We start from the raw sequence: 21298 nt of genomic DNA on the forward strand, positions 1-21298 counted from the left end.
ACCACGCCAAATGAAAAGGGCCGCCTCATCGGGCAGCCCTGCTTGCTATCATTTTCAATTCATCGCGCTTGTCTAAGTTGAATGAATATCGAGGCAAGAAATGTGTCTGGTCTTGGCTACCATCCATGGTAGCTACCGGGTTAGTCAACCGAAGTTCTGTTAAGTTCCCGGCCATGACAGATTTTTTAAAGATTTTTTTCAATCTGATGAAAAGAGCGTCATTCAACGCTCTTTTTTGCCACCCTCAGCGATTCAGGCTGGGTGGCAGACAGACCCCGATCCCGCCCAGGCCGCAGTAACCTTCCGGGTTCTTCTCCAGATATTGCTGATGGTAATCCTCGGCGTAATAGAAAGGCGCCAGCGGCAGGATGCGGGTGCTGATGGTGCGAGCGTCACCGCTCGCCATCATCGCCTGCTGGTAGGCGGCCTGGCTCTGCTGGGCGATGGCCTCCTGGCTGTCGTCCCCATAGAAGATCACCGAGCGGTACTGAGTGCCGATGTCACCGCCCTGGCGCATGCCCTGGGCCGGATCGTGCTGCTCCCAGAACAGCTTGAGCAGATCCCCGTAGCTGATGACCTTGGGATCGAACACCACCTGCACCGTCTCCGCATGACCGGTCAGGCCGCTGCACACCTCCTTGTAGGTGGGGTTGGGGGTCAGGCCACCCTGATAGCCGGCGGCGGTGGAATAGACGCCGGGCTGTTGCCAGAACAGGCGCTCCACGCCCCAGAAGCAGCCCATGCCAAACCAGGCAAGCTCCATTCCCTCGGGCCAGGGGCCCTGGGTCGGGTGACCATTCACCGCATGTTGCTGGCCTATCACCAGCGCCTCCCGACGACCCGGCAGCGCCTCTGCCGGTGAAATAATCTGCTCCATCTGCCCTGTCCTTGTATAAAAACGCGCGTATCGCCGCGACTGACGAAAAGGAATATCGAAGATAACAGGTTATCGGGGCGGATCAACCGGGAGCGCGGCCACACGAGGGTTAAGCCGATCCCCGCTGGACTTGGCCCCTTCGCAAGGACTCCTCGGCGCCCCGGCCGGATAAAAAGGAGGCAACAAATCCGAGAAACCAATATTTAGTCTTGATTTGTGAATTTATTTTCATATATTGAGCGAATTGCTGTTTTTTATGGAAGAAATCTCAAGTGCGTGAACGCGAACCCAGCCTGGTCTATGCCTTTCGGCAGTCTACCCCCTATGTCAACGTGCATCGGGGGGCCACCTTCGTGCTGATGATGGGCGGGGAAGCCATCTGCCACCCCAATTTTGCCAACATCGTCAGCGACATCGCCCTGCTGCAGACCCTCGGCATTCGTCTGGTGCTGGTGTTCGGCTCGCGCCCGCAAAATGACGAAGCGCTGGCCCGCGCCGGTATTGAGGCGCAATACCACAGGCGGATCAGAGTCACCGATGACGAGAGCTTCGCCCTCATCAAACAGGTGTGTGGCGGCCTGCAGTACGACATCACTGCCCAGCTCTCCATGGGGCTGGCCAACACCCCCATGCAAGGGGCGCGCATCAGCGTGGTGAGCGGCAACTTCGTCACCGCCCAGCCCCTCGGGGTGGAAGATGGCATCGACTACTGCCACAGCGGCCGGGTGCGCCGCATCGACGTGGAGGGGATAGGCCGCCAGCTGGATCAGCAGGGGCTGGTGCTCATCTCCCCCATCGGCTGCTCGGTCACCGGCGAGAGCTTCAACCTGAGCTCGGAAGAGGTGGCACGGCGGGTGGCGGTGGATCTCAAAGCCGACAAGCTCATCTGTTTCAGCAGCACCCAGGGGGTCATGGACAGCCACGGTGAGGCCATCTCCGAGCTTTTCCCCGAGCAGGCCGAAGAACTCCTGGTGGAGCTGGAGCAGGCTGGCGAGGAGATGTCCGGCACCGCCCGCTACCTGCGCGCCGCCATCGCCTCCTGCCGCGGTGGCGTGCCCCGCTCCCACCTGGTGAGCTACCAGGATGACGGCGCCATGCTGCAGGAGCTGTTCAGCCGCGATGGCCTCGGCACCCAGATAGTGCGCGAAAGCGCCGAGCGGGCGCGGGCCGCCACCATCGAAGACATCGGCGGCATCCTGGATCTCATCCGCCCTCTGGAGGAGGAAGGCATACTGGTGCGTCGCTCCCGCGAGCAGCTGGAGATGGAGATCGACAAGTTCACCATCATAGAGCGCGACGGCCTCATCATCGGCTGTGCCGCCCTCTACTGCTTCATGGAGGAGGCGATGGCGGAGATGGCCTGCGTCGCCATCCATCCCGAGTACCGCAACTCCAACCGGGGGGATCAGCTGGTCGCCAAGGTAGCCGAGCGGGCCAAACGGCTCGGGATCCGCCGCTTGTTCGTGCTTACCACCCGCTCCATTCACTGGTTCCGGGAGCGGGGCTTCGAGCCACTGGAGGTGGAGGACTTGCCGGTCGAGCGGCAGCGGCTCTACAACTGGCAGCGCCGCTCCAAGGTACTGTCCAGGACTATCCTGTAACACTTTGTACAAGCCTCGCTTGTAACTGATTGATCTTGTGCCGGGTTCTGACCAATTGTTGATTTTTTTATTAACTCGGTTGACAGTGCAATCCAGTGCAGGGTATTTCTACATGCATGCCACCTTCCAAGGTGGCACCAGAAGAGGAGCGCTGCCCAGGCAGCCCAAGGGAGGACGCCAGAGTCCGATGAGCTTGGGTCAGGGGGAGCAGCGCCGAGACGAGGCAGGTCACTGGACACCGCCACGTCGGCTGCGGGGGCTGAATCCCCCGGGTTGTCATCGGTCGTGTGCATCCCACAGGTATCCAGTTGGATTCTTGTGGGATGGGCACCGCGGGTGGAGTGCTTCTGGCCGGGATCCTCGCGCTTTCCTGCCATTTCAGCCTCCTCCTCTCTTTTGCCTGATAAAACTGGCTTTTCACCTTAAGACTGGAGTATGCAATGAGCCCGATCAACGTCGCCAAATTTGGCGGAACCAGTGTCGCCGATGCCGCGGCCATGAACCATTGCGCCGACGTGGTGCTGGCCAATCCGGCGACCCGGGTGGTGGTGCTGAGCGCCAGCGCCGGTGTCACCAACCTGTTGGTGAGCCTGGCCCAGGGTGAACTCGACGAGGCGGGCCAGGACGCCCAGCTCGCCAAGCTGGCCGAGATCCAGCAGGCCATCCTGACTGCCCTCGGCAACCCAGGCGAGGTCAGCGCCCTCATCCACGCCCAGCTCGGCGAGATCCGCACCATGGCCCGCCAGGCCAGCCAGCACACGGATGCGGAGCTGGCGGACAGGCTCATCGCCTGTGGCGAGCTGATGTCCACTCGCCTGTTCACCGAGCTCCTGCACCAGCGCGGGATCAAGGCCCATTGGCAGGATGTGCGCCAACTGATGCGCACCGACAGCCGCTTTGGCAAGGCGAGCGTTGACTTGGCCGCCACCCGCACGCTCTGTCAGAGCAAGATAGGCCCGGTGCTCGGCGACAGCCTCATCATCACCCAGGGTTTCATCGGCGCCGATGCCGATGGCCGCACCACCACCCTGGGGCGCGGTGGCTCCGACTACAGCGCGGCCCTGCTGGCCGAGGCGCTGGATGCGGCCAGCATCGAGATCTGGACCGACGTGCCCGGTATCTACACCACGGATCCCCGGCTGGTGACCCGGGCCCGCCCCATCCCCGAAATCAGCTTTGTGGAGGCGGCCGAGATGGCCACCTTCGGCGCCAAGGTGCTGCACCCGGCCACCCTGCAACCGGCCCTGCGCCAGGACATCCCGGTGTTCGTCGGCTCCGCCAAGGATCCGGCCGCCGGTGGCACCTGGATCCGCGCCAGCACCAGCACCAACCCGCTGTTCCGGGCCGTGGCCCTGCGCCGCCAGCAGGTGCTGGTGACGTTGCACAGCCTCAACATGTTCCACGCCTACGGCTTCCTGGCCGAGGTGTTCGGCATCCTGGCCCGCCACCGCATCTCGGTGGATCTCATCACCACCTCCGAGGTAAGCGTGTCGCTGACCCTGGATCACACCGGCAGCCAGAGCAACGGCGAGCCCATCCTCAGCGACAAGGTGCTGGCGGAGCTCGGCCAGCTGTGCAAGGTGGAAGTGGAGACCGGCTTCGCGCTGGTGGCGCTCATCGGCAACCGGATGAGCGAGGCCGTCGGGGTCGGCAGCCAGGTGTTCGATGCCATCCGCGAGCACAACATCCGCATGATCTGCTATGGCGCCAGCGCCCACAACCTCTGCTTCCTGGTGAAAGAGGGCGAGGCTGGTCACATCGTCAACCGCCTCCATCAGGAGTTGCTCGACTAGCCACGGCTGGCGAGCCGTCATGAGAAAGAGGGGCCTTGGCCCCTCTTTTTTTGACTCCGCAAATTTTGACACCGCAAGCCCGGCTAGGCGGTGGCGTGACCCGCCCCCGAGGCGACCCGGGTGGATGGCGGCAACTGGTAGGCGCGGATCTGCTCGCGCAGGCCGGCGAGCTTTTGCAAGAGCCCGGTCTGGCCGAGCCCGGCATCGTCGGGTCCCAGATTGTCGACCAGGGCGGGGAAGTGTTCCCCCACCGCCATCTCCAGCCAGTCGAGGCGACGCAGGGTGAGCGGGCCGCAGCTCTTGCCGCTGAGATCGTCCAGGATGTCGAGCCGATGGCTGCGATACATGTCGCGCCACCAGTTGGCGGCGAGCGCCTCGCCGCTCGCCAGCGCCGCGCTCCACTCTCCCACCAGCCCTTGCAGCCGCGCCAGCACGGCGGCGCTGGCCCCCTCCCGATTCAGGTATTGCAGCTCGGATTTGGCCCAGGCCAGGCACAGCTCGCGCCAGTGGCGAAACTGTGGCATGGGATCGACTTCATCCAGCCAGAGACCGGACAGGGTGCGGGTCTCCAGCCGCTCAGGCACGTGAAATTCCGGATCGGACAGGCCGTTGGAGTTGAATTCGTGGCGGGGATCGAAGGGCCACATGTAACCAAAGTCGAACACCGAGATCTGCTGACCGTCGTCGAGCAGGTTGCCCGGGCTCGGATCCCAGTCAAACCAGCCCCAGTGGGCAAGCTCGGCCTCGATGGCCAGCATCTGCGCCAGGTTGCGCTCATTGAGGCTGTGTACCGGGTCTCCTCTGAGCCAGGGGGAAACCAGCACCCCGGCCCGGGCCGAGCCGAAGCTGGTACAGACCACGTTGGAGAGGATGGTGGGGTGCAGTTCACGCAGGCTCTCGATCTCACGGCGCCGCTCCAGCTCGGTGAGGAAGGCGGTCTGGCCATCGACATTGGCTACCAGGGACTCCTGCCGACGCCGCTTCAGGCACCAGTGATGGTCTTCCACCTTGAGGTGGAACACCTCGGCGGTGAGCCCGTGACCATAGACCTTGATCACATCCGGGTGCCCCTCGGCCAGCCTGAGCAATTGCGCAAGCGGCAGGGGGCAATCGCGCTCGCGCCCGATCCGGATCTCCTCTTTGTTCTCCAGCATCTGGAGCAACCTTGCCTGACGTGCCGCAACCTTGGGATTCATACATGTACCTCCGTCCATATTGAGAGACTAAGCAGCAAGGTGGCGGCAGACCAGCGGCAAAGCGTCATGATGCCGCTTTCATCACAGAATGAATCTGCCCGCAGGATCGGGATCACAATTTGCACGTCGCGGCCGTCACACAATATTCATCCCGTCGTCATTGAATTGACATCGAGGAACAAGCCCAGCACCATCGGGTCAAAATAGATACAGTCGCCCGCGCGATCCCACCCGCTCCAAGGATGAGCTTTTTATGAATGCCCCCCTCTTGGCTCGCAGCTCTCCCCCCTCATCGCCTCTGGCCAGGTTGCTGTTTGGCCTGCTGGCCGCCCTGCTGCTGCTGACCCTGGCCCTGCCGGTGCTCAACCCCGGCAGCTGGCTCGGGCGTGCAGAGCCGCTGATCCTGGGGCCCGCCGATCAGCCGCTCGCCACCCTCAAGCGTCACAGTCTGCTCTACAAGAGTGACAGTCGTGGTCTCTATCTGGTGGTGCGCAGCCAGTGGCAGCTGCTCAAGCCATTGCAGGCGGGGGACAAGGTGCGGGTCGAGCTGCTCAACGACAAGGGCGTTCGCATCGATCAGCTGAGCCAGGCGGTGGAGAAGCGGCAAAAATGCCGCAAGGAGCGCTGCACCCTGGATCTCAACAGCACGCTCAGGGCGCCGGATGATGCCCTGGACAGCCGCTACCAGCTGCGCATCGGCCTGCTGCTCAAAGACAGACCGGAGAGCGCCGAGTACAGCCAGATCCTGCAGACCCTGCCGGAGCGCGGCTTCAATCTGACCTATCTGATGGTCAGCCTGCTGCTGGTGCTGCTGGCGAGCGCCGCCGCGCTCAGGGTACTGATGCCCAGGCTGCGCCAGAGCTATGGCGCCCGGGTCCTTGGCAGCCTGCTGCTCGGCAACCTCACCTTCGTGCTGCTGCACGGCTTCGTGGTGTTCAAACTGGGGGAGTTTCTGCTCTGGTCCGATTTTCGTACCGAGCACTATTACCTGGCCTGGGGCAGCATGGTGCTAGGCTGGAGCCTGTGCGCCCTGGCGGGCTTCAACCTCTACATGGGGCTGGTATTCACTGCCCTGTCCGGCATAGGCCTGCTCGCCAACTTCATGAAGATCGCCATCTACGGGGTGCCCCTTGGGGGCGACGATCTCGGCAACCTGCTGGCGCTGGTACATATACTGCTCGATCAGCACCCGGTGTTGCCGGTGCTCGCCGTGCTGGGGCTGCTGTTTGTGTGCTGGCGCTTCGCCCTGTCCCGCTGGGTACTGCGCACTGCCGCCGCCACCGCCGCCTTCTTCGCGCTCTGCGTGTTCGCCACCCAGACCGGCAACAAGCTGCTGGGGGCCAACGTGCGCTATGTGGACAGGGCGGTGAATTATCACCGCGACATCATCCGTTCCGGCCCCGGCCTCTACCTGTTCAGCCTGGTGGACGAGATGCTGCAAAGCGGCAACGTCTTCCGCTATCCCTTGCAGATCAACGAGCGCACCCCTGAGCTCGGCCACCGAGATCCCGTCCAGTCGGCCCAGCGCCCGTCTCCCCGTTTCGATCTGGTGATCGTGCTGCAATACGAGTCGCTCTGGCTCGACTGGCAAGGCAAGATCTGCGCCCCCGCTCCCACCCTGAACCTGCCCGTCGGGGTGCAGCATTGGCAAAAGACCATCCACTCCCCCACCACCGGCGGCATGACGGTGCTGGCGGAGTTCGAGATGAACACCGGCCTGCCGGTGGGCCTGCTCAAGCAGGGGGTGGTGCCCTACTACTACCTGTCGGACAAGGTACCGGGGCTCGCGAACAGCGCGAAGCAGAGCGGCTACAAGACCCTGTTCGCTCACCCCTATGTGGAGAAGTTCTGGGGCCGTGCCAAGGCCATACCGGCGCTGGGGTATGAGGAGCGCTGGTTCGATACCCGCTTCACCAGCCTCGAGCACAAGGGGCTCTACATCTCGGACGATGCCCTGATCTCTCACCTGCTCAAGCGCAGCGAGCAAGACAGCCAGCCGCTCTTTGCCTACGCGGTCACCATGCAGGGCCACGGCCCCTTCGACGGGGATCGCTATCAGGCCCAGCAGATGGACAAGGCCTGCCCGGATCAGAGTGAGGCCGACCGGCAGTTGCTCAACACCTACTACACCGGGGTGGTGGATGCCATGGCCTCCCTGGAGCGGCTGCTCAGGAGCCTCGATGCCTCCGATAAACGCTACCTGGTGGTGGCCTTCGGCGATCACCAGCCCTTCCTGATGTCGGCGGGCAAGGACATTCACGGCGCCAAGCCGCCCCGCGATGCCGCCTACCAGATCCCCATGATGGCCTTCACCCGCAACGATGGCGGGATCGACCTCGAGCGCCAGTTCGCTCCGGTGCGCCAGCTCTACCAGATGGGTCAGGCCACCCGAGCGCTGCTGGCCGGGGATCTCGCCCCCATCCCGGATCTGGCCCTGCTCCACCCGGTGCTGGGAGAGGAGAAAGGCTTCGATCCCTCGCCCCTGGTGCCGCAGATCCGGGCCAGTTTCCGAGCCGATGCATTGCCCTGAGTTCGATTGAGAGACGAGGTCCGCAGATCCTCGCAACACCTTCAGGGCCGATGCCCTGCCCTGATCATGCCCGGGGTGAAAGCAAAGAGGCCGCATTCGCGGCCTCTTTTTGTTTCTGGCAAGTCCTCGTTAGCGCCACCAGGGCTCGCACAGGCTCAGGCGCTGGGCATCCAGATCCAGCTCGGCTTCGATGCCGAGCGGCACCGTCAGCATGGGGTGAGTGTGGGCGCAGTCGAACTCCGCCAGTATGGGGAAGCCGGGCTCCCCCACCACCTCCAGCAGGATGTCGAGCGGCCGCTTGCCGCTGCCCTGATCATTGAACAGCTCGTGCTTGCCGAGAATGAGGCCACCGACGCGCTCGAATACCCCGCACAGCTTGAGGTGGGCGAAGGAGCGCTCCACCGTCTCCGCCGACATGAGGCTATCTTCCAGCAACAGAATGTCCCCCGTTTCGATCGCCGGCATATAGGGGGAGCCCCAGATCCCCGCCAGGGTGTTGAGGTTGCCGCCGATCAGCCTGCCCCGCACCCGGCCGCTGCCCACCGAGACAAGCCGGTTCCGTTGGCACAGCTTGGCGCGGGTCTGCTGCTCCCAATCCAGCCGCTCCTCGGTCCATTGCGTCGGGGTTGGCACGCAATGGGGCAAGGTTCGCTCCCCGGCGAGGCAGATCTCGGTGAAAGTGGCCAGAGTCTGATCCACCAGCGGTGGCAACTCGCCAAAGGAGGCCACCAGCGCCGGACCGTAGAAGGTTACCAGGCCGGTCTGGGCATGGATGCCGAGCAGCAAGGCGGTCACATCCGAGTAGCCGATGAGGATCTTGGGGTCTCTTCTAAGCGCCTCGTAGTCGAGATAGGGCAGCAGGGAGTTGGAGTTGCTGCCGCCGATGATCGACATGATGCAACGCACATCTGGATCCCGGATGAGGGCATTGAGCTCGGCGGCCCGCCCCGCGATGGAGCCGGAGCGCCAGTGATCCCGCTCACCGGTCAGGCTGCCCGCCTTGAGTTCGAAGCCCTGCGCCGCCAGATACGCCTTGGCGCGGGCGAAGCGGTTCGGCGCCCAGGCGGTGGCCGCGCTGGAGGGAGAGAAGAAACCTATGGTATCGCCGGGTTTGAGCCCGGCGGGCTTGAGCAGCGTCATGGATAAGGCCCCTGTGCTAACACCTTGCTACCGAGCCTGAGGGCCCGATGTCGAGTCTCATCCTAAGCCATCCGCTGGCGCCCCAACAAGGGGCCAGACAGGGCCGATGATGCTAATTTTTGTTTAGAAAAATAGAACGATGAATGGCACTTGTTCATTGGAAATGAACAGAAAATCGGTGCGGGAGCGGTGGATAAGCGCCTCCCCAGGCCCCGGGAGAGCCGTGGGGCCCTCTTCTTGAGGCTCGGCCGTCGATGTCCAAGCCCCTCATCGCGCGGTCCAGAATCCAACGTCATGAAAAAGCCGATCCTGGGATCGGCTTTCGGGACTGCGCTTTGCCGCTTGCTGGCGGCGAGGCGGTCAGATCACCACGGCGGTGCCGCTGATGCTGACCATCAGCATGCTGCCATTTTGCCCCACCACCTCGTAGTCGATGTCGATGCCGACCACGGCGTTGGCACCCAGTGCCTGCGCGCGCTCTTTGAGCTCATCGAAGGCGATCTCGCGGGCCCGGGCCAGCTCTTTCTCGTAGGCACCGGAGCGGCCACCTATGATGTCGCGGATGCCGGCGAACAGATCCTTGAAGATGTTGGCGCCGAGGATGGCTTCGCCCACCACTATGCCGCGGTATTCACGAATGGCCTTGCCTTCCAGGGTGGGGGTCGTTGAGAGGATCATCATAAACTCCAGCTGAGATAATGGGTTCCAGACTACCCCAAAGCCGCGGCCGGCAACATACCCCCACCGCTAATAGCCAGTCGCTCGATAAGGCCTCTCGGCGCCTCTCGGGCTCCAGATCGCGGCCATAAAAAAGGAGAGGCTAGGCCTCTCCTTCTGTCACCTGGCTATCAGACGCCGGCTTAGTGCAGCTTCATGCTCGGGCGCAGCACCCGGTTGATGCGGCCCACCAGCATGATGAGGCCGGTCTTGATGTAGCCGTGCAGGGCGACCTGGTGCATCCGGTAGAGGGAGATGTAGACCATGCGCGCGAGGTAGCCTTCCACCATCATGGAGCCACGCATCAGGTTGCCCATCAGGCTGCCCACGGTGGAGAAGCGGCTCAGGGAGACCAGGGAGCCGTGATCGTGATAGAGGTAGGGCTTGAGCTCGCCACCGTTCATCTTGGCCAGGATGTTCTTGAACGCCTGGCTCGCCATCTGGTGGGCTGACTGGGCGCGGGGCGGCACGAACTTGCCATCCGGCTGCGGGCAGGCGGCGCAGTCGCCGATGACGAAGATGTTCTCGTCACGGGTGGTCTGCAGTGTCTCTTTCACCACCAGCTGGTTGATGCGGTTGGTCTCGAGCCCCGCAATTTCCTTCATGAAGTCCGGCGCCTTGATGCCGGCGGCCCACACCATCAGGTCCGCTTCGATAAGCTCCCCATCCTTGGTGTGCAGCCCCTCGCTGGTGGCTTCGGTGATCATGGTGGCGGTACGCACGTCCACCCCGAGCTTGACCAGCTCCTGGTGAGCGGCGCCGCTGATGCGCTCCGGCAACGCCGGCAGGATGCGGGGACCCGCTTCCACCAGTGTCACCTTGAGGCTGTCGGTGGTGAGGTTCTTGAAGCCGTAGGCATAGAGCTGCTCCACCGCGTTGTAGAGCTCGGCGGAGAGCTCGACCCCGGTGGCGCCGCCGCCGACGATGGCGATCTTCACCTTGTCACCCGGCTGATACTCGGTGGCGAACTGCAGGAAGCGGTTCATCATGCTGTTGTAGAAGCGGTGCGCCTGGGACGGGCTGTCCAGGAAGATGCAGTGATCCTTGATGCCCTTGGTGTTGAAGTCGTTGGAGACGGAGCCGATGGCCATCACCAGCACGTCGTAGGCCACTTCCCGCTCATGCACCACCAGCTCGCCGTTGTCGTCGTGGATCGGCGCCAGCACGATGCGTTTCTCGTCGCGCTTGATGTCGGTCAGGCTGCCCAGCTGGAAGTCGAAGCCGTGGTTCTTGGCATGGGACTGGTAGCTCAGGGCATCGATGCCCGCATCCATGGAGCCGGTGGCCACTTCGTGCAGCAGGGGTTTCCACAGGTGGGTACGGTTGCGATCCACCAGGGTGACCTTGGCCTTGTTCTTCTTGCCAAGCTTGCGGCCCAGGCTGGTCGCCAGCTCCAGACCGCCGGCGCCACCACCGACAACGACAATATTCATCATGATAATTTCCCTTGGTTCCTCAAAACGAAAGGGAGCCACCGGCTCCCTGAAACGAAAACGGTCGACGTGATGGCTCAGGCTTCCTTGAAGGCCTTCATCCGCTGCAGGTGATGCGAGATGTTCTTGAATTTATGGGTCTCGCGATCGTCCCACACGATGTCGTAATAATTTTTCAGCTCACGTTCAGTCTCACGATTATCGCGGATTTCATCCTGGACGGAAAGGATGCACAGGCAGTTCCCTGAATTTTTATTACGAAACTCGGTTACACACTTGGTGCCGATGTCGTCGTACTCTTCCGGCCTGTCTATCCGCCCCTGCATGTTGATCGCCGGGTCGAGATTGGGATTGAAGATCACCTGCTTGATGCCACACAGGAAGCCGATCCGCTCGCTCCAGTAGCCGCCGAGCCCCACGCCGCAGATCAGCGGCTTGGGATCCGTGCTCATGTCGAGCTGCTTCTTCACTTCCTTGAGCAGGTGGCTCATGTCATGGCGGGGGTGAACCGTGCTGTAGTGTACGAAACGCACATCATCATCGATAAACTGCAACTGCAGCACTTTTTCATGGTTGCCGGGGCTGGTGGCATCGAAGCCATGCAGATAGATGATCATGGATAAGACCTCAGAAACTGTGACGGTTCCCTCGAACCTACTCCAGCGGCGGGCCCACGCGCCACCAAAACATCCCACTTTCTTGCTTTGGATCACGCCCCCAGGTACCAGAAAATCCTTTTCCCTTGCCGTTTTGGGCAGATATGACACAGATTCGTCGCTAAGAGATGAAAAACCTCGCCGCCGCAAGCAACGCCAGTCCCGCCATCCTGTCGCGGGACTGGCGTTCTCTTAGACCTGCTCGAAGCGATCCACCGCCGCGGCCACCAGCGCCAGGCTGCCCTGCCAGAAGGCCGCCTCACGGATGTCCTGCCCCAGGTGCTTGGCCACCAGATCCTCGGCGCTCATGCGGCCGGTGTCGCGCAACAGGGCGCGGTACGCCTGGGCCACGTTCGCCTCCCCCTGCGCCTGGCGGCTCATCAGCTGGTGGTAGACCCCGAGGCTGAACAGGTAGCCAAACAGGTAGGGGTAGTTGTAGAAGCCGAAGCCGGCGATGGAAAAGTGCGCCTTGGCGGCCCAGAACATGGGGTGATAGCGCGCCAGGCTCCCTTCGTACCAGCGGCCCCAGGCCTCATCCGTCAGGCTCTTGAGCCGCGCCGCCGGGACATAGCCCTGCTCGCGCTCGGCCACCAGCGCCAGCTCGAACTCGAAGCGGGCCGGGATGTTAACCAGGAAGGTAGCGGCGCCGTCCGCCTCGGCCCAGGCGATGGCCTGGCGCTGCTCCGGGTTCTGGGCCTGTTCGAACAGGGCGCTGCGCACCAGGGTCTCGGCGAAGATGGAGGCGGTCTCCGCCAGGGTCATGGGGTAGCCGCGCTGGCTCATGGGCAGATCGCGGATCAGCCAGTTGTGCCAGGCGTGGCCCAGCTCGTGGGCGAGGGTGATGACGTTGTCCATGGTGCCGGCATAGGTGATGAAGACCCGCGGCTCCACCGGCTCGGCAAACTTGGTGCAGTAGGCACCGGTGCGCCGGTTCGGGGTCGGCGCCGCGTCTATCCAGCCGCGCTCGGCCATCATGCGGGCGAACTCCCCCATCTCGGGATCGAAGCGGGTGAAGGCCGCGGCGATGATGTCGATGGCCTCCTCGAACGCTATGGTCCGGCTGACCGAGGCCGGGGGCGGCGCGAACAGGTCCTCCGGCCCCAGCTCGTCGATGCCGAGCTTGCCGGCCATCAGTGCCAGGGCGCGCTGGCCCAGGCCCCGGGCCCGATAGGTCTCGGCCATCATGGTGTCCAGGGTGGCGCGCTCGATGTGGCTCTGGTGGCAGGAGAGATCCAGCGCATCGAGGCGGCGCACCTTGCCACGCTGGCGGGCCAGCTCCAGGCGCCAGCCGTTGAGGGCATTGAGGATGGCGGCCACCGTCTCCTGCTCCCCTTCCCAGCCGGCGCTGATGGCATCGAAGGCCTCCCGGCGCAGGGCTCTCTCCGGACTGGAGAGCAGGTTGCTCGCCTCGGCCAGCCCCCTCTCCCGCCCATCGATCTGCAGGCGGATCTTGCCCACCAGATCGTTGTAGAGGTTGCCCCAGGCGTGCAGGCCATCGGTACCGAGGCCGATCACCAGCTGCTCGGCCTCCACCGGCAGGCGCTGATCCTGCAGCCGGCGCTCGTGGCGCAGGCGGTAATCCTCCTCCCCCAGCAGCGGATCCTGCATCAGCCGCTCGAATTCGGATTCAGGCAGCCCCAGCATCAGATCCTCCACCGGCGCCAGGGCCTTGAACAGGTCCGCATTGAGGGCGCGGGCACGGGAGGCCAGCTGCTTGGCCAGCGGATCCCGGGCATCCTGACTGCCCTGCGAGGCCGCCAGCACGGCGATGTTCCAGCCGATGTTGCGGATGCGCTGGGCGCGCAGGCGCACCTCGCGCAGGAAATCCTGCAGGGCATCGGCCTGTTCGCGCACCGCCCCTAGCCCATTGATGAAGCCGGTCAGCTCCTCGAGGCTGGCGCGGGCCAGGCTCATGTCCGCCTCCAGCATGGCGCTGTCGAGGGAGGGATAGATATGCTGATTTTGCCACTGCTGTGGGTAGAGAGGTTGTTGCATCGAACGCTCGTTATCAGAAGGGCCTGGCCCGGATGAAATGGGGGGTGGCGCCGGGGCCACGGATAAGGGGTATCAGGGGATGGCTGCGCCTCGATACCCGCAGGATAGTACGAAGGGGGCCGGCGCTTGCCTAGCCCCCATGCGGCTCAACAGACAGATCCGGCGAGGAGCAACGACGACCCCTGTCGGCGGGCCGCCGCTACTTGGCGGGCTTGAGCTTGCTCACCAGGGTCATGGCCAGCACCAACAGCAGGCCCGCCACCACGCCCGCCACCGCGTTGAGCAGGGTCGGCGTCACGGCGGCCAGCACGGCGCCCACGCCAGCCAGGGGGGCAAGGCTGGCAGCAACCTCTTCAATAAGGTGATGCAGGAAGGGCCAGCCATGGACCAGAATGCCGCCACCGACCATGAACATGGCGATGGTGCCGACCAGCGCCAGCAGGTGCATCAGGCGGGGGGCCGTCACCAGCAGGCCGCGCCCCAGCAGGCGGCGCAGGACGCCGGCGTCCGGCTTCTTCAGCAGGTGCAGGCCGATATCGTCCAGCTTGACGATGAGCCCCACCAGGCCATAGACCCCCACCGTCATCAGCAGGGCGATGCCCGCCACCACCGAGATCTGCAGGGAGAGACTGGTGCCCTGTACGGTGCCAAGCGCGATGACGATGATCTCGGCGGAGAGGATGAAGTCGGTGCGAATGGCCCCCTTGATCTTCTGCTGCTCATAGGCCAGCAGATCGTCCGGCACGGGCTCCGCCCCCTGCCCCGACGCTTCGTCGCCGTGGGGCAGAAACTTGTGGGCCAGCTTCTCCGCCCCCTCGAAGCAGAGGTAGGCGCCCCCCAGCATCAGCAGGGGGGTGATGAGCCAGGGCACCAGCACACTGATGGCGATGGCGGCCGGCACCAGGATCAGCTTGTTGCGAAAGGACCCCTTGGCCACCGCCCACACCACCGGCAGCTCCCGCTCGGCGCGCACCCCGGAGACCTGCTCAGCGTTGAGGGCTAGATCGTCCCCCAGCACCCCGGCGGTCTTCTTGGCCGCCGTCTTGGTCATCAGCGCCACGTCATCAAGCACGCTGGCAATATCATCGAGCAGGGCCAACAGACTGGTTCCGGCCATATCAAGCATTCCTCATATCAGTGGTGAGAGCCCCTCGGGCAGATGGCCTGGCGACGACCTTGCGCATCAGGGGTTCCGCATTGCGGGCAAATGATGGCACAGTGTAACGAGAAGCCGCCGTTTCGGCAGCACCCATAGCAGGGTCAATTGACCTTGTTGTTCCCTCCAGCCCCTGGCCAAAGGAATTCCCATGCAACCCTGGCAACCTCTGCTCGATTTCTGGTTTGGCGACGACGCCGATGACGCCCCCCGCGCCGCACGACAGGCCCCGCTCTGGTGGGGGAAAAGTGACGAGACCGACGCCCTGCTCGACACCCGCTTCGGCGAGCTGGCCGAGGCGGCGGCCGCCGGCAAGCTGGACGCCTGGGCCGAAGTGCCCACCGGGCGCCTCGCGCTGATCCTGCTGCTGGACCAACTGCCGCGCAACATCCATCGCGGCACGCCGGCCGCCTTCGCCCAGGACGCCAAGGCGCGCGATCTCTGCCTCAAGGGGCTGTCACTCGGGGCAGACAAGTCCCTCTCCCCGCTGGCACGGGTCTTCTTCTATCTGCCGCTGGAGCATGGGGAATCCCGCGAGCAGCAGGCCAGGAGTGTGGCGCTGTTCGAGGGGCTGGCGGCCGAGCAGGAGGGCAGCCCCGCCGGGGTCACCTTCGCGGGCTTCGCCGACTACGCCCGCCGCCATCAGGTGATCGTCGAGCGCTTCGGCCGCTTCCCCCATCGCAACGCCATCCTGAGCCGCACCGACACGCCGGAGGAGGCGGCCTTCTTGCTGCAACCCGGCTCGGGCTTCTAGGCCCCACCTCAAACCGCAGAGATAAAAAAACGGGCCAGCTGGCCCGTTTTTCATTGTGACATCTCATTGCGATATTAAAGAGGCGTCAGGCCGCCTCGGCCAGGGTCTCTTCCTCTTTCTTCTGATAGGCCTGGGGTGAGAGACCCAGCAGCTCCTGCACCGTGGAGGCGACCGTGATGGAAGATAACGTCCCCACCAGGATGCCGGCGAACAGGGTGAAGGAGAAGCCGTAGAGCGCCTCACCACCGAACAGCAGCAGGGCGCCCACGGTGAACAGGGTGGTGCCCGAGGTGATCATGGTGCGGCTGAAGGTGGCCTTGATCGCCACGTCGGAGCACTCGTGGATCCCCATCTTGGTGCGCGAGCTCAGCAAGTCCCGCAGCCGGTCCGAGATGACGATGCTGTCGTTCAATGAATACCCGATCACCGCCATCAGGCCCGCGATCACGTTGAGATCGAACTCGATGTTGAACAGCGCCAGCAGCCCAAGCGCCACCAGGCCGTCGTGCAGCACCGACACCAGAATGCCGATGGCCTGGCGCCACTCGAAGCGTACCGCCAGGTAGACGGAGATGGCCAGGGAGGCCACCAGCACCGCCAGCATCCCCTGCTGGAACAGCTCGGCGCCCACCTGGGGCCCGACTATAGTGGTGCGCAGCAGCTCCACCGGCAGGTTGAGCTGCTGGCCGAGCATCACCGCCAGCTCTTCGGCCGGCCAGGGCAGCTCGTGGGGGGGCAGTTTGATCAGCCACTCGCCGGGTACGCCGGCGCCACTCAGCTCCACCGCCCCGGCAAGGGGGGCACTGAGCAGGGCGTTGAGCTCATGGGCCTCCTTCAGGGTCTGGATGCGAAACTCCAGCAGGATGCCGCCGGTGAAGTCGAGACCGAGCGACAGCCCGTTGATGGCCAGCACGGCGATGCTGGCGACGGTCAGCAGCACGGAAATCCACAAACCAATGTAACGCCAGCGGGTCAGGCCCATGGAAACGATCATTCTCAGCATTGTTCTACCCTCGGCAACAGGTGACGCAGGATCTCCTGCGGGAGGCAATCGGCGCGGTGCGCGGCGTGATGACACCATGTTCTGGTCATGGTCATACCCTCAGCAGCTTGGCGCTGCTCTTGCCCCACAGGGGGTTGATGATGGCGCGCGTGCCCCAGATGCCGGTCACCATGCTGGAGATGAGCCCCAGGATCAGGGTGATGGAGAAGCCCTGCAGCGGGCCGGAGCCGATGGAGTAGAGCACCACGGCGCAGATCAGGGTGGTGATGTTGGCATCGAAGATGGTGCTGAACGCGGAGCGGTAGCCAAAATCGATGGCATTGGCCAGACTCCCCCCCTCCCGCAGCCTGTCCTTGATCCGCTCGAAGATGAGCACATGGGTATCCACCGCCATGCCGACGGTGAGCACCAGCCCGGCGATCCCCGGCAGGGTCAGCACGGCCCCCGGCAGCACCGCCAGCATGCCCACCTGCATCAGCAGGTTGCCGATGAGCGCGGTGATGGCGACCCAGCCGAACTTGCGGTACCAGGCCATCATGAACAGCATCATGCCGGCCATACCGAACGCCAGGGCGGTGAAGCCCGCCTCGATATTCTGCAAGCCCAGGGTCGGGCCTATGCTGCGCTCTTCCAGGATCTTCAGCGGCGCGGTGAGGGCGCCGGCCCGCAGCAACATGGCGAGCTCCTGGGCCTCGGGCACGCTGGCGAGGCCGGTGATGCGGAACTGGTTACCAAGCGCGGTCTGTATGGTGGCGACGTTGATCACCTCGCTCTGGGCGCGCAGCTTGCCCTGGGCATTGGTCTTGTACTCGGTGAAGACGGTGGCCATGGCGTTGCCCACGTGCTGGCGGCTGAACTGGTTCATCTTGCTGCCCCCCAGGCTGTCGAGCACTATGCTCACCTGGGGCTGACCCATCTCCCCCATGCCCGCCCGGGCATCGACGATGTGCTCGCCGGTCAGCACCGGCTTGCGCACCATGCCCACCGACTGGCCGTTGCGATCCGCCATGACGAAGTTGCTGTCCGGCTTGGCCTGGTAGAAGGCCAGGGACGCGGTGGCACCTATCACCTCTTTCGCCTGCTTGGGGTTGTGCACCCCCGGCAGCTCGATGCGGATGCCGTCCTGACCCTGGCGCTGGACCGAGGCCTCGACGATGCCGAGCTCGTTGATCCGTTTCTTCAGGATCGACAGGTTCTGGGTCACGGCGCTGTTGGCAAGCAGGGTGCGCTCGGCCTCGCTCATCACCAGCCGCAGCTCGTTGCCGCTGCGCTTCTGGGTCCACTGATCCTGACGGGTACCGGCGGCATCCCGGATGATGTTGAGCCAGGGGGTCTCGTCGGCCGCCTCGGGCAGGACGATGCGTACCTCCCCTTCGGCGACCCGGGCCACGTTGGCGCCCCGCAGGCGCGCCTCGCGGAACTGGGTGCGCAGGGTGTCCACCAGGTTCTTGGTCTGGTTGTCGATCACGAAACTGAGATCGACCCCGATCAGCAACTGGGAGCCGCCGCGCAGGTCCAGCCCGAGCTTGATGGGGGCGGCGCCGAGCTGGCTTATCCAGGTCGGGGCATTGGAGTAGAACTCCAGGGTCAGGGCCGCGCTCTCGAAGCCCTGCAGCTCCAGCAGTTGCTTGGCACGCTGCTGATCAGCCTGACTGTCGAACACCAGCTCGACCCGCTCCGGCTGTTGCACCTCTTTGAGCAGGCTGATCTGATGGTCGGCAAACAGGGTGCGCTGCGCCTCGGTCAGGCTGCGCTGACCGTGCAGGCCGAGGGACGGCTGCTCACCGAAGAAGGTGGGCAGGGAATAAAACGCGAAGGTCACCAGCATGAGCAGCAGCAGGGCGTACTGCCACACACTCATGCGGTTCAAGATGGTACGACTCTTATTTCTCATGGCAAAAGCCTCTGTCAGGCGAAGGCGGCGGCGAACACGTCGTTCGCAGCGCGCAAAAAAATGAAACGAGACAGCCTAAGCGTTCACAAAAAGTGAACAGCTAACGAGAGAGGATGAGGCAACAGTTGGCAGTCTGACCCCATCGGAGTCAGGCGAGGAAACTCTGGGAGAAGCGGTACTGCAGGTGTCGGCGCTGCAAGCGCCGGCTATGGATGCTGGCGAAGTGATCGCCAAAGCTGTTTCCGGGGTAGAACAGGGCGGCGTAGAGCAGCATGCCGCACAGCAGCAACAGGATGGCCTGCTGGGACCAGCTCTGCACCAGCTCGTAGACGACCTTATTGGGGGCATTGTCGCTGCGCAGTGAGTGCTCGAGGCGCAGCAGATGATTCTGGTGGGAGCCGACAAATTTGACCACGCCGTCATCGCCGCTGCTGGCGTCGTGGACCACCAGAGCCTGCTCGGATGCGGGCTGATTGCCAGATGCCTTGAGCCCCTCCACCGACAGGGTAGAGAACAAGAGTGCGAGGGTGATGAGCAGGGTCATCGCCGCCAGTTTCACTTTGTCCAGCAGGCTCAAAAAGTTAATTCCCGAATAATAGAAAGGGCAAACTACCATAGCCCTCCAGCAAGGACAAGGGCGGCAGACCCTTCAGCCTGCCGCCCTTGTCCTGGTTGGCGGTTCGGTTTGCGAGCCGGCTCACCCCTTCTGGACCATCTCCTCGAAGTCCTCGGCATAGTCCTTGAGCAGGCTATAGAGGTGGGCGCGCTGAGAGAGATCCATCGACTGGCTGAGGTCGCTCAGCCACTGGATGGTGCGCTGGCGGGACTGATCGGTATAGCCGGTGAAGCGCCCGTCCATCAGGCCATCCCCCTGCTGCAGCAAGCGGGTCAGCTCCTTGCCAAAGTCCGGGCTCTGGCGCTGCTTCATCAGCCGCTCCAGCTCCTTGGTCCAGGCCCCCTGAAACTCGAGCCAGGGGCCCATCATCTCGTATTGCCACTCGGCCCATTGGGCGATGAGCGGCTCCTGGGCCGGCTTGACCTTGCCAATCCAGAACACCAGCCGCTCGTTCATCTTCTCCCGAAAACCCTTGAGCATCTCGGTCTTGGACTCGGTGGCAAAGTCGTGCTGGCGCTCCTGCTGGCGTTTCACCCTGTCCCCCATGAAGTGCGCCACCTGGGCATCGGTCAGGGTACGGGCGAGGCGCACGGTACGGGGAATGGCGTTCTCCAGGGTGCGGGTCAGGCTCGCCTGCGTTTTATCCAGATGCACGGCGACCTGCGCCGGGGTCATGGGGCTCGCCACCGCCTTGGCCAGGGCGTCCAGATCCCTGGCATAGATGGGCAACTCGTGCTGGCGATGCCAGGCCATCAACCCCTTCACCTCCCCATCGAGCAGCGTCTTCTGGCTGCGATCCAGCGAAAAGTAGTCGTCCAGTTGCCAGACGATGGCGGAATCGAGCCAGTAGTAGATAACCCGGGTGGCACAGCCCGTCAGCAGCAGGCAGAGCAGCAACAGGCTCCAGCTGCGCGGTTGACGCCATGAGAAGGTGGTCAGCATGCATGACTCCTGTCAGTGAAGAACCGGGCCTGTGCCCAGCGGAGAATGTTGAAAATAGTTAATATTTTTAGATGGTTATCGAATCACGCTAGCCATAACGCAGATGACCCTCGCGGCGTGGGGTCCACCCTGTCTCACTCCAGTCGTCGACGATTGGTGTCGATCAATGACTGATATTCGGGCCCCGGTTGTTGCTCGCTCATCAACAGGGCCCACAACAGGCCGATGTAGTCGACCCAGGGCAGGAAGGCCTCGGCCTGAAATCCTTTGGCATTGAGCAGCTTATGAGTGCCTCCCCTGCCTTCAAGATAGCAGCTCTCCAACTGGCACTGCTGTTCTTCGCTCCAGCCATGGGTACGCACTATGCTGGCGAGCTCGAAGCCCGGGTGACCGGCGGCACCATACTCCCAGTCGATGACCCAGGGCCTGCTTCCCAACAAATTTGCCGGATTGAGATCGTGGTGGCAAGGGAGCCAGCAATCGTCCGGCTCCCGGCTCGCGAGCAGGCCCCGCTCCAGCGCCGGCAACCAGGCGGGCACTCGGGCCAACCGCGCCCGATAACCGGCGGCGTGGGCGCGCACCGCCATCACCACGTTGGGCAACGCCAAACGGTGCATGCGGCCGAGCACCTCTGCCAGCAGACGGGGTTGTTCCGCCGGCGGGGGCGGCGCATCGGCCCAGTTCGGCTCGTCGCACCAGTCCAGCAGCATCAGACCACAGGCGGGTTCGCTGTGATGGCAAGGCAGGGCCAGCCCCTGCCCCACGGCGCCCTGGTAGAGCTGCCACTCGGTGGCGCGGTCTATGCCGAGGCGCAGGGGATCCGGGTGCCCGCACCGCAAAAAATAGCTGCGCCCCGAGGGGAGGCGCAGCCGGTAGTTGCAGTTGGTCAGGCCAAGACTCAGGGGCTCGAGTCGCCCCTGGCACCAGGGGGCGGGCAGGCTGGCCAGCAGGCTCAGCTCTGCCAGATCCCCGGACTGCCTGTCCGGACGACCTGA

Annotated in this window: 17 protein-coding genes and 1 riboswitch; of the genes, 4 read left to right on the forward strand and 13 right to left on the reverse strand. The window is 63.8% G+C overall.

Features of this window, described 5'->3' with window-relative positions:
* Positions 1-244 precede the first annotated feature (244 nt).
* Positions 245-877, reverse strand: coding sequence for a peptide-methionine (S)-S-oxide reductase MsrA (gene msrA, locus MM194_RS10975; RefSeq protein ID WP_033129825.1), 633 nt, complete (start codon positions 875-877; stop codon positions 245-247).
* Positions 878-1149: 272 nt separating this feature from the next.
* Here msrA and argA point away from each other — a divergent pair, with 272 nt between their 5' ends.
* Together argA and lysC are read left to right on the forward strand one after the other, a co-directional pair.
* Positions 1150-2478 (forward strand): amino-acid N-acetyltransferase, encoded by a 1329-nt coding sequence (gene argA, locus MM194_RS10980; RefSeq protein ID WP_033129824.1) that lies wholly within the window; start codon positions 1150-1152, stop codon positions 2476-2478.
* A gap of 133 nt (positions 2479-2611) precedes the next feature.
* Positions 2612-2833: riboswitch (Lysine riboswitch) on the forward strand.
* A gap of 85 nt (positions 2834-2918) precedes the next feature.
* Positions 2919-4271, forward strand: coding sequence for a lysine-sensitive aspartokinase 3 (lysC, locus tag MM194_RS10985; protein WP_241343592.1), 1353 nt, complete (start codon positions 2919-2921; stop codon positions 4269-4271).
* A gap of 83 nt (positions 4272-4354) precedes the next feature.
* Here the strand turns inward: lysC and MM194_RS10990 are convergent, their stop codons facing one another.
* On the reverse strand, positions 4355-5467 hold the full coding sequence (locus tag MM194_RS10990) for a hypothetical protein (protein ID WP_241343593.1): 1113 nt from the start codon (positions 5465-5467) through the stop codon (positions 4355-4357).
* 253 nt (positions 5468-5720) lie between these two features.
* On the opposite strand from MM194_RS10990, the gene MM194_RS10995 reads away from it, so the two are divergent.
* Positions 5721-7997, forward strand: coding sequence for an LTA synthase family protein (locus MM194_RS10995; protein ID WP_033129821.1), 2277 nt, complete (start codon positions 5721-5723; stop codon positions 7995-7997).
* 129 nt (positions 7998-8126) lie between these two features.
* Here the strand turns inward: MM194_RS10995 and MM194_RS11000 are convergent, their stop codons facing one another.
* The 6 genes from MM194_RS11000 to MM194_RS11025 form a co-directional block, all read right to left on the reverse strand.
* Positions 8127-9137 carry a S66 peptidase family protein gene (locus MM194_RS11000; RefSeq protein WP_241343594.1) on the reverse strand — a complete coding sequence of 337 codons (1011 nt, stop codon included), beginning with the start codon at positions 9135-9137 and terminating at the stop codon, positions 8127-8129.
* 360 nt (positions 9138-9497) lie between these two features.
* The gene (locus MM194_RS11005; RefSeq protein WP_033129819.1) at positions 9498-9815 is read right to left on the reverse strand and encodes a heavy metal-binding domain-containing protein; all 318 of its coding nucleotides are present in this window, start codon (positions 9813-9815) and stop codon (positions 9498-9500) included.
* A 182-nt stretch (positions 9816-9997) separates the two neighbouring features.
* Positions 9998-11290, reverse strand: a complete 1293-nt coding sequence (locus MM194_RS11010) for an NAD(P)/FAD-dependent oxidoreductase (RefSeq protein WP_241343595.1) — start codon at positions 11288-11290, stop codon at positions 9998-10000.
* Between the two features lie 74 nt (positions 11291-11364).
* Complete coding sequence (gene ycfP, locus MM194_RS11015) at positions 11365-11904, reverse strand: alpha/beta hydrolase YcfP (protein ID WP_033129817.1); 540 nt, start codon at positions 11902-11904, stop codon at positions 11365-11367.
* A 231-nt stretch (positions 11905-12135) separates the two neighbouring features.
* Positions 12136-13938, reverse strand: a complete 1803-nt coding sequence (locus tag MM194_RS11020; RefSeq protein WP_241343596.1) for a M3 family oligoendopeptidase — start codon at positions 13936-13938, stop codon at positions 12136-12138.
* A 199-nt stretch (positions 13939-14137) separates the two neighbouring features.
* The gene (locus MM194_RS11025; protein ID WP_241343597.1) at positions 14138-15055 is read right to left on the reverse strand and encodes a DUF808 domain-containing protein; all 918 of its coding nucleotides are present in this window, start codon (positions 15053-15055) and stop codon (positions 14138-14140) included.
* Between the two features lie 190 nt (positions 15056-15245).
* Between MM194_RS11025 and MM194_RS11030 the strand changes: the two genes are divergently transcribed.
* Positions 15246-15848, forward strand: a complete 603-nt coding sequence (locus MM194_RS11030) for a DUF924 family protein (protein WP_241343598.1) — start codon at positions 15246-15248, stop codon at positions 15846-15848.
* 85 nt (positions 15849-15933) lie between these two features.
* On the opposite strand, the gene secF is transcribed toward MM194_RS11030, so the two are convergent.
* The 5 genes from secF to MM194_RS11055 all read right to left on the reverse strand — a co-directional run bounded on the left by secF (position 15934) and on the right by MM194_RS11055 (position 21268).
* Entirely contained in the window at positions 15934-16851 is a 918-nt protein-coding gene (secF, locus tag MM194_RS11035) for a protein translocase subunit SecF (protein ID WP_241343599.1), read from the reverse strand.
* A gap of 91 nt (positions 16852-16942) precedes the next feature.
* A complete protein-coding gene (gene secD, locus MM194_RS11040; protein ID WP_241343600.1) occupies positions 16943-18745 on the reverse strand; it encodes a protein translocase subunit SecD in 1803 nt (600 codons plus the stop codon).
* A 148-nt stretch (positions 18746-18893) separates the two neighbouring features.
* Positions 18894-19361, reverse strand: coding sequence for a hypothetical protein (locus MM194_RS11045; RefSeq protein WP_241343601.1), 468 nt, complete (start codon positions 19359-19361; stop codon positions 18894-18896).
* Between the two features lie 81 nt (positions 19362-19442).
* The gene (locus tag MM194_RS11050; protein WP_033129811.1) at positions 19443-20303 is read right to left on the reverse strand and encodes a DUF6279 family lipoprotein; all 861 of its coding nucleotides are present in this window, start codon (positions 20301-20303) and stop codon (positions 19443-19445) included.
* 134 nt (positions 20304-20437) lie between these two features.
* On the reverse strand, positions 20438-21268 hold the full coding sequence (locus MM194_RS11055) for a phosphotransferase (RefSeq protein WP_241343626.1): 831 nt from the start codon (positions 21266-21268) through the stop codon (positions 20438-20440).
* Positions 21269-21298 lie beyond the last annotated feature (30 nt).

This window comes from Aeromonas sp. MR16, assembly GCF_022549315.1.
GTDB classification, from domain to species: Bacteria; Pseudomonadota; Gammaproteobacteria; order Enterobacterales; family Aeromonadaceae; genus Aeromonas; species Aeromonas aquatica.

What these genes read in the sequence shown, in the direction of transcription:
- msrA (WP_033129825.1), bottom strand. Translation starts at nt 877, where the DNA reads ATGGAGCAGATTATTTCACCGGCAGAGGCGCTGCCGGGTCGTCGGGAG.
- lysC (WP_241343592.1), top strand. Translation starts at nt 2,919, where the DNA reads ATGAGCCCGATCAACGTCGCCAAATTTGGCGGAACCAGTGTCGCCGAT.
- MM194_RS10990 (WP_241343593.1), bottom strand. Translation starts at nt 5,467, where the DNA reads ATGAATCCCAAGGTTGCGGCACGTCAGGCAAGGTTGCTCCAGATGCTG.
- MM194_RS10995 (WP_033129821.1), top strand. Translation starts at nt 5,721, where the DNA reads ATGAATGCCCCCCTCTTGGCTCGCAGCTCTCCCCCCTCATCGCCTCTG.
- MM194_RS11000 (WP_241343594.1), bottom strand. Translation starts at nt 9,137, where the DNA reads ATGACGCTGCTCAAGCCCGCCGGGCTCAAACCCGGCGATACCATAGGT.
- MM194_RS11005 (WP_033129819.1), bottom strand. Translation starts at nt 9,815, where the DNA reads ATGATCCTCTCAACGACCCCCACCCTGGAAGGCAAGGCCATTCGTGAA.
- MM194_RS11010 (WP_241343595.1), bottom strand. Translation starts at nt 11,290, where the DNA reads ATGATGAATATTGTCGTTGTCGGTGGTGGCGCCGGCGGTCTGGAGCTG.
- ycfP (WP_033129817.1), bottom strand. Translation starts at nt 11,904, where the DNA reads ATGATCATCTATCTGCATGGCTTCGATGCCACCAGCCCCGGCAACCAT.
- MM194_RS11020 (WP_241343596.1), bottom strand. Translation starts at nt 13,938, where the DNA reads ATGCAACAACCTCTCTACCCACAGCAGTGGCAAAATCAGCATATCTAT.
- MM194_RS11025 (WP_241343597.1), bottom strand. Translation starts at nt 15,055, where the DNA reads ATGGCCGGAACCAGTCTGTTGGCCCTGCTCGATGATATTGCCAGCGTG.
- MM194_RS11030 (WP_241343598.1), top strand. Translation starts at nt 15,246, where the DNA reads ATGCAACCCTGGCAACCTCTGCTCGATTTCTGGTTTGGCGACGACGCC.
- secF (WP_241343599.1), bottom strand. Translation starts at nt 16,851, where the DNA reads ATGCTGAGAATGATCGTTTCCATGGGCCTGACCCGCTGGCGTTACATT.
- secD (WP_241343600.1), bottom strand. Translation starts at nt 18,745, where the DNA reads ATGAGAAATAAGAGTCGTACCATCTTGAACCGCATGAGTGTGTGGCAG.
- MM194_RS11045 (WP_241343601.1), bottom strand. Translation starts at nt 19,361, where the DNA reads ATGGTAGTTTGCCCTTTCTATTATTCGGGAATTAACTTTTTGAGCCTG.
- MM194_RS11050 (WP_033129811.1), bottom strand. Translation starts at nt 20,303, where the DNA reads ATGCTGACCACCTTCTCATGGCGTCAACCGCGCAGCTGGAGCCTGTTG.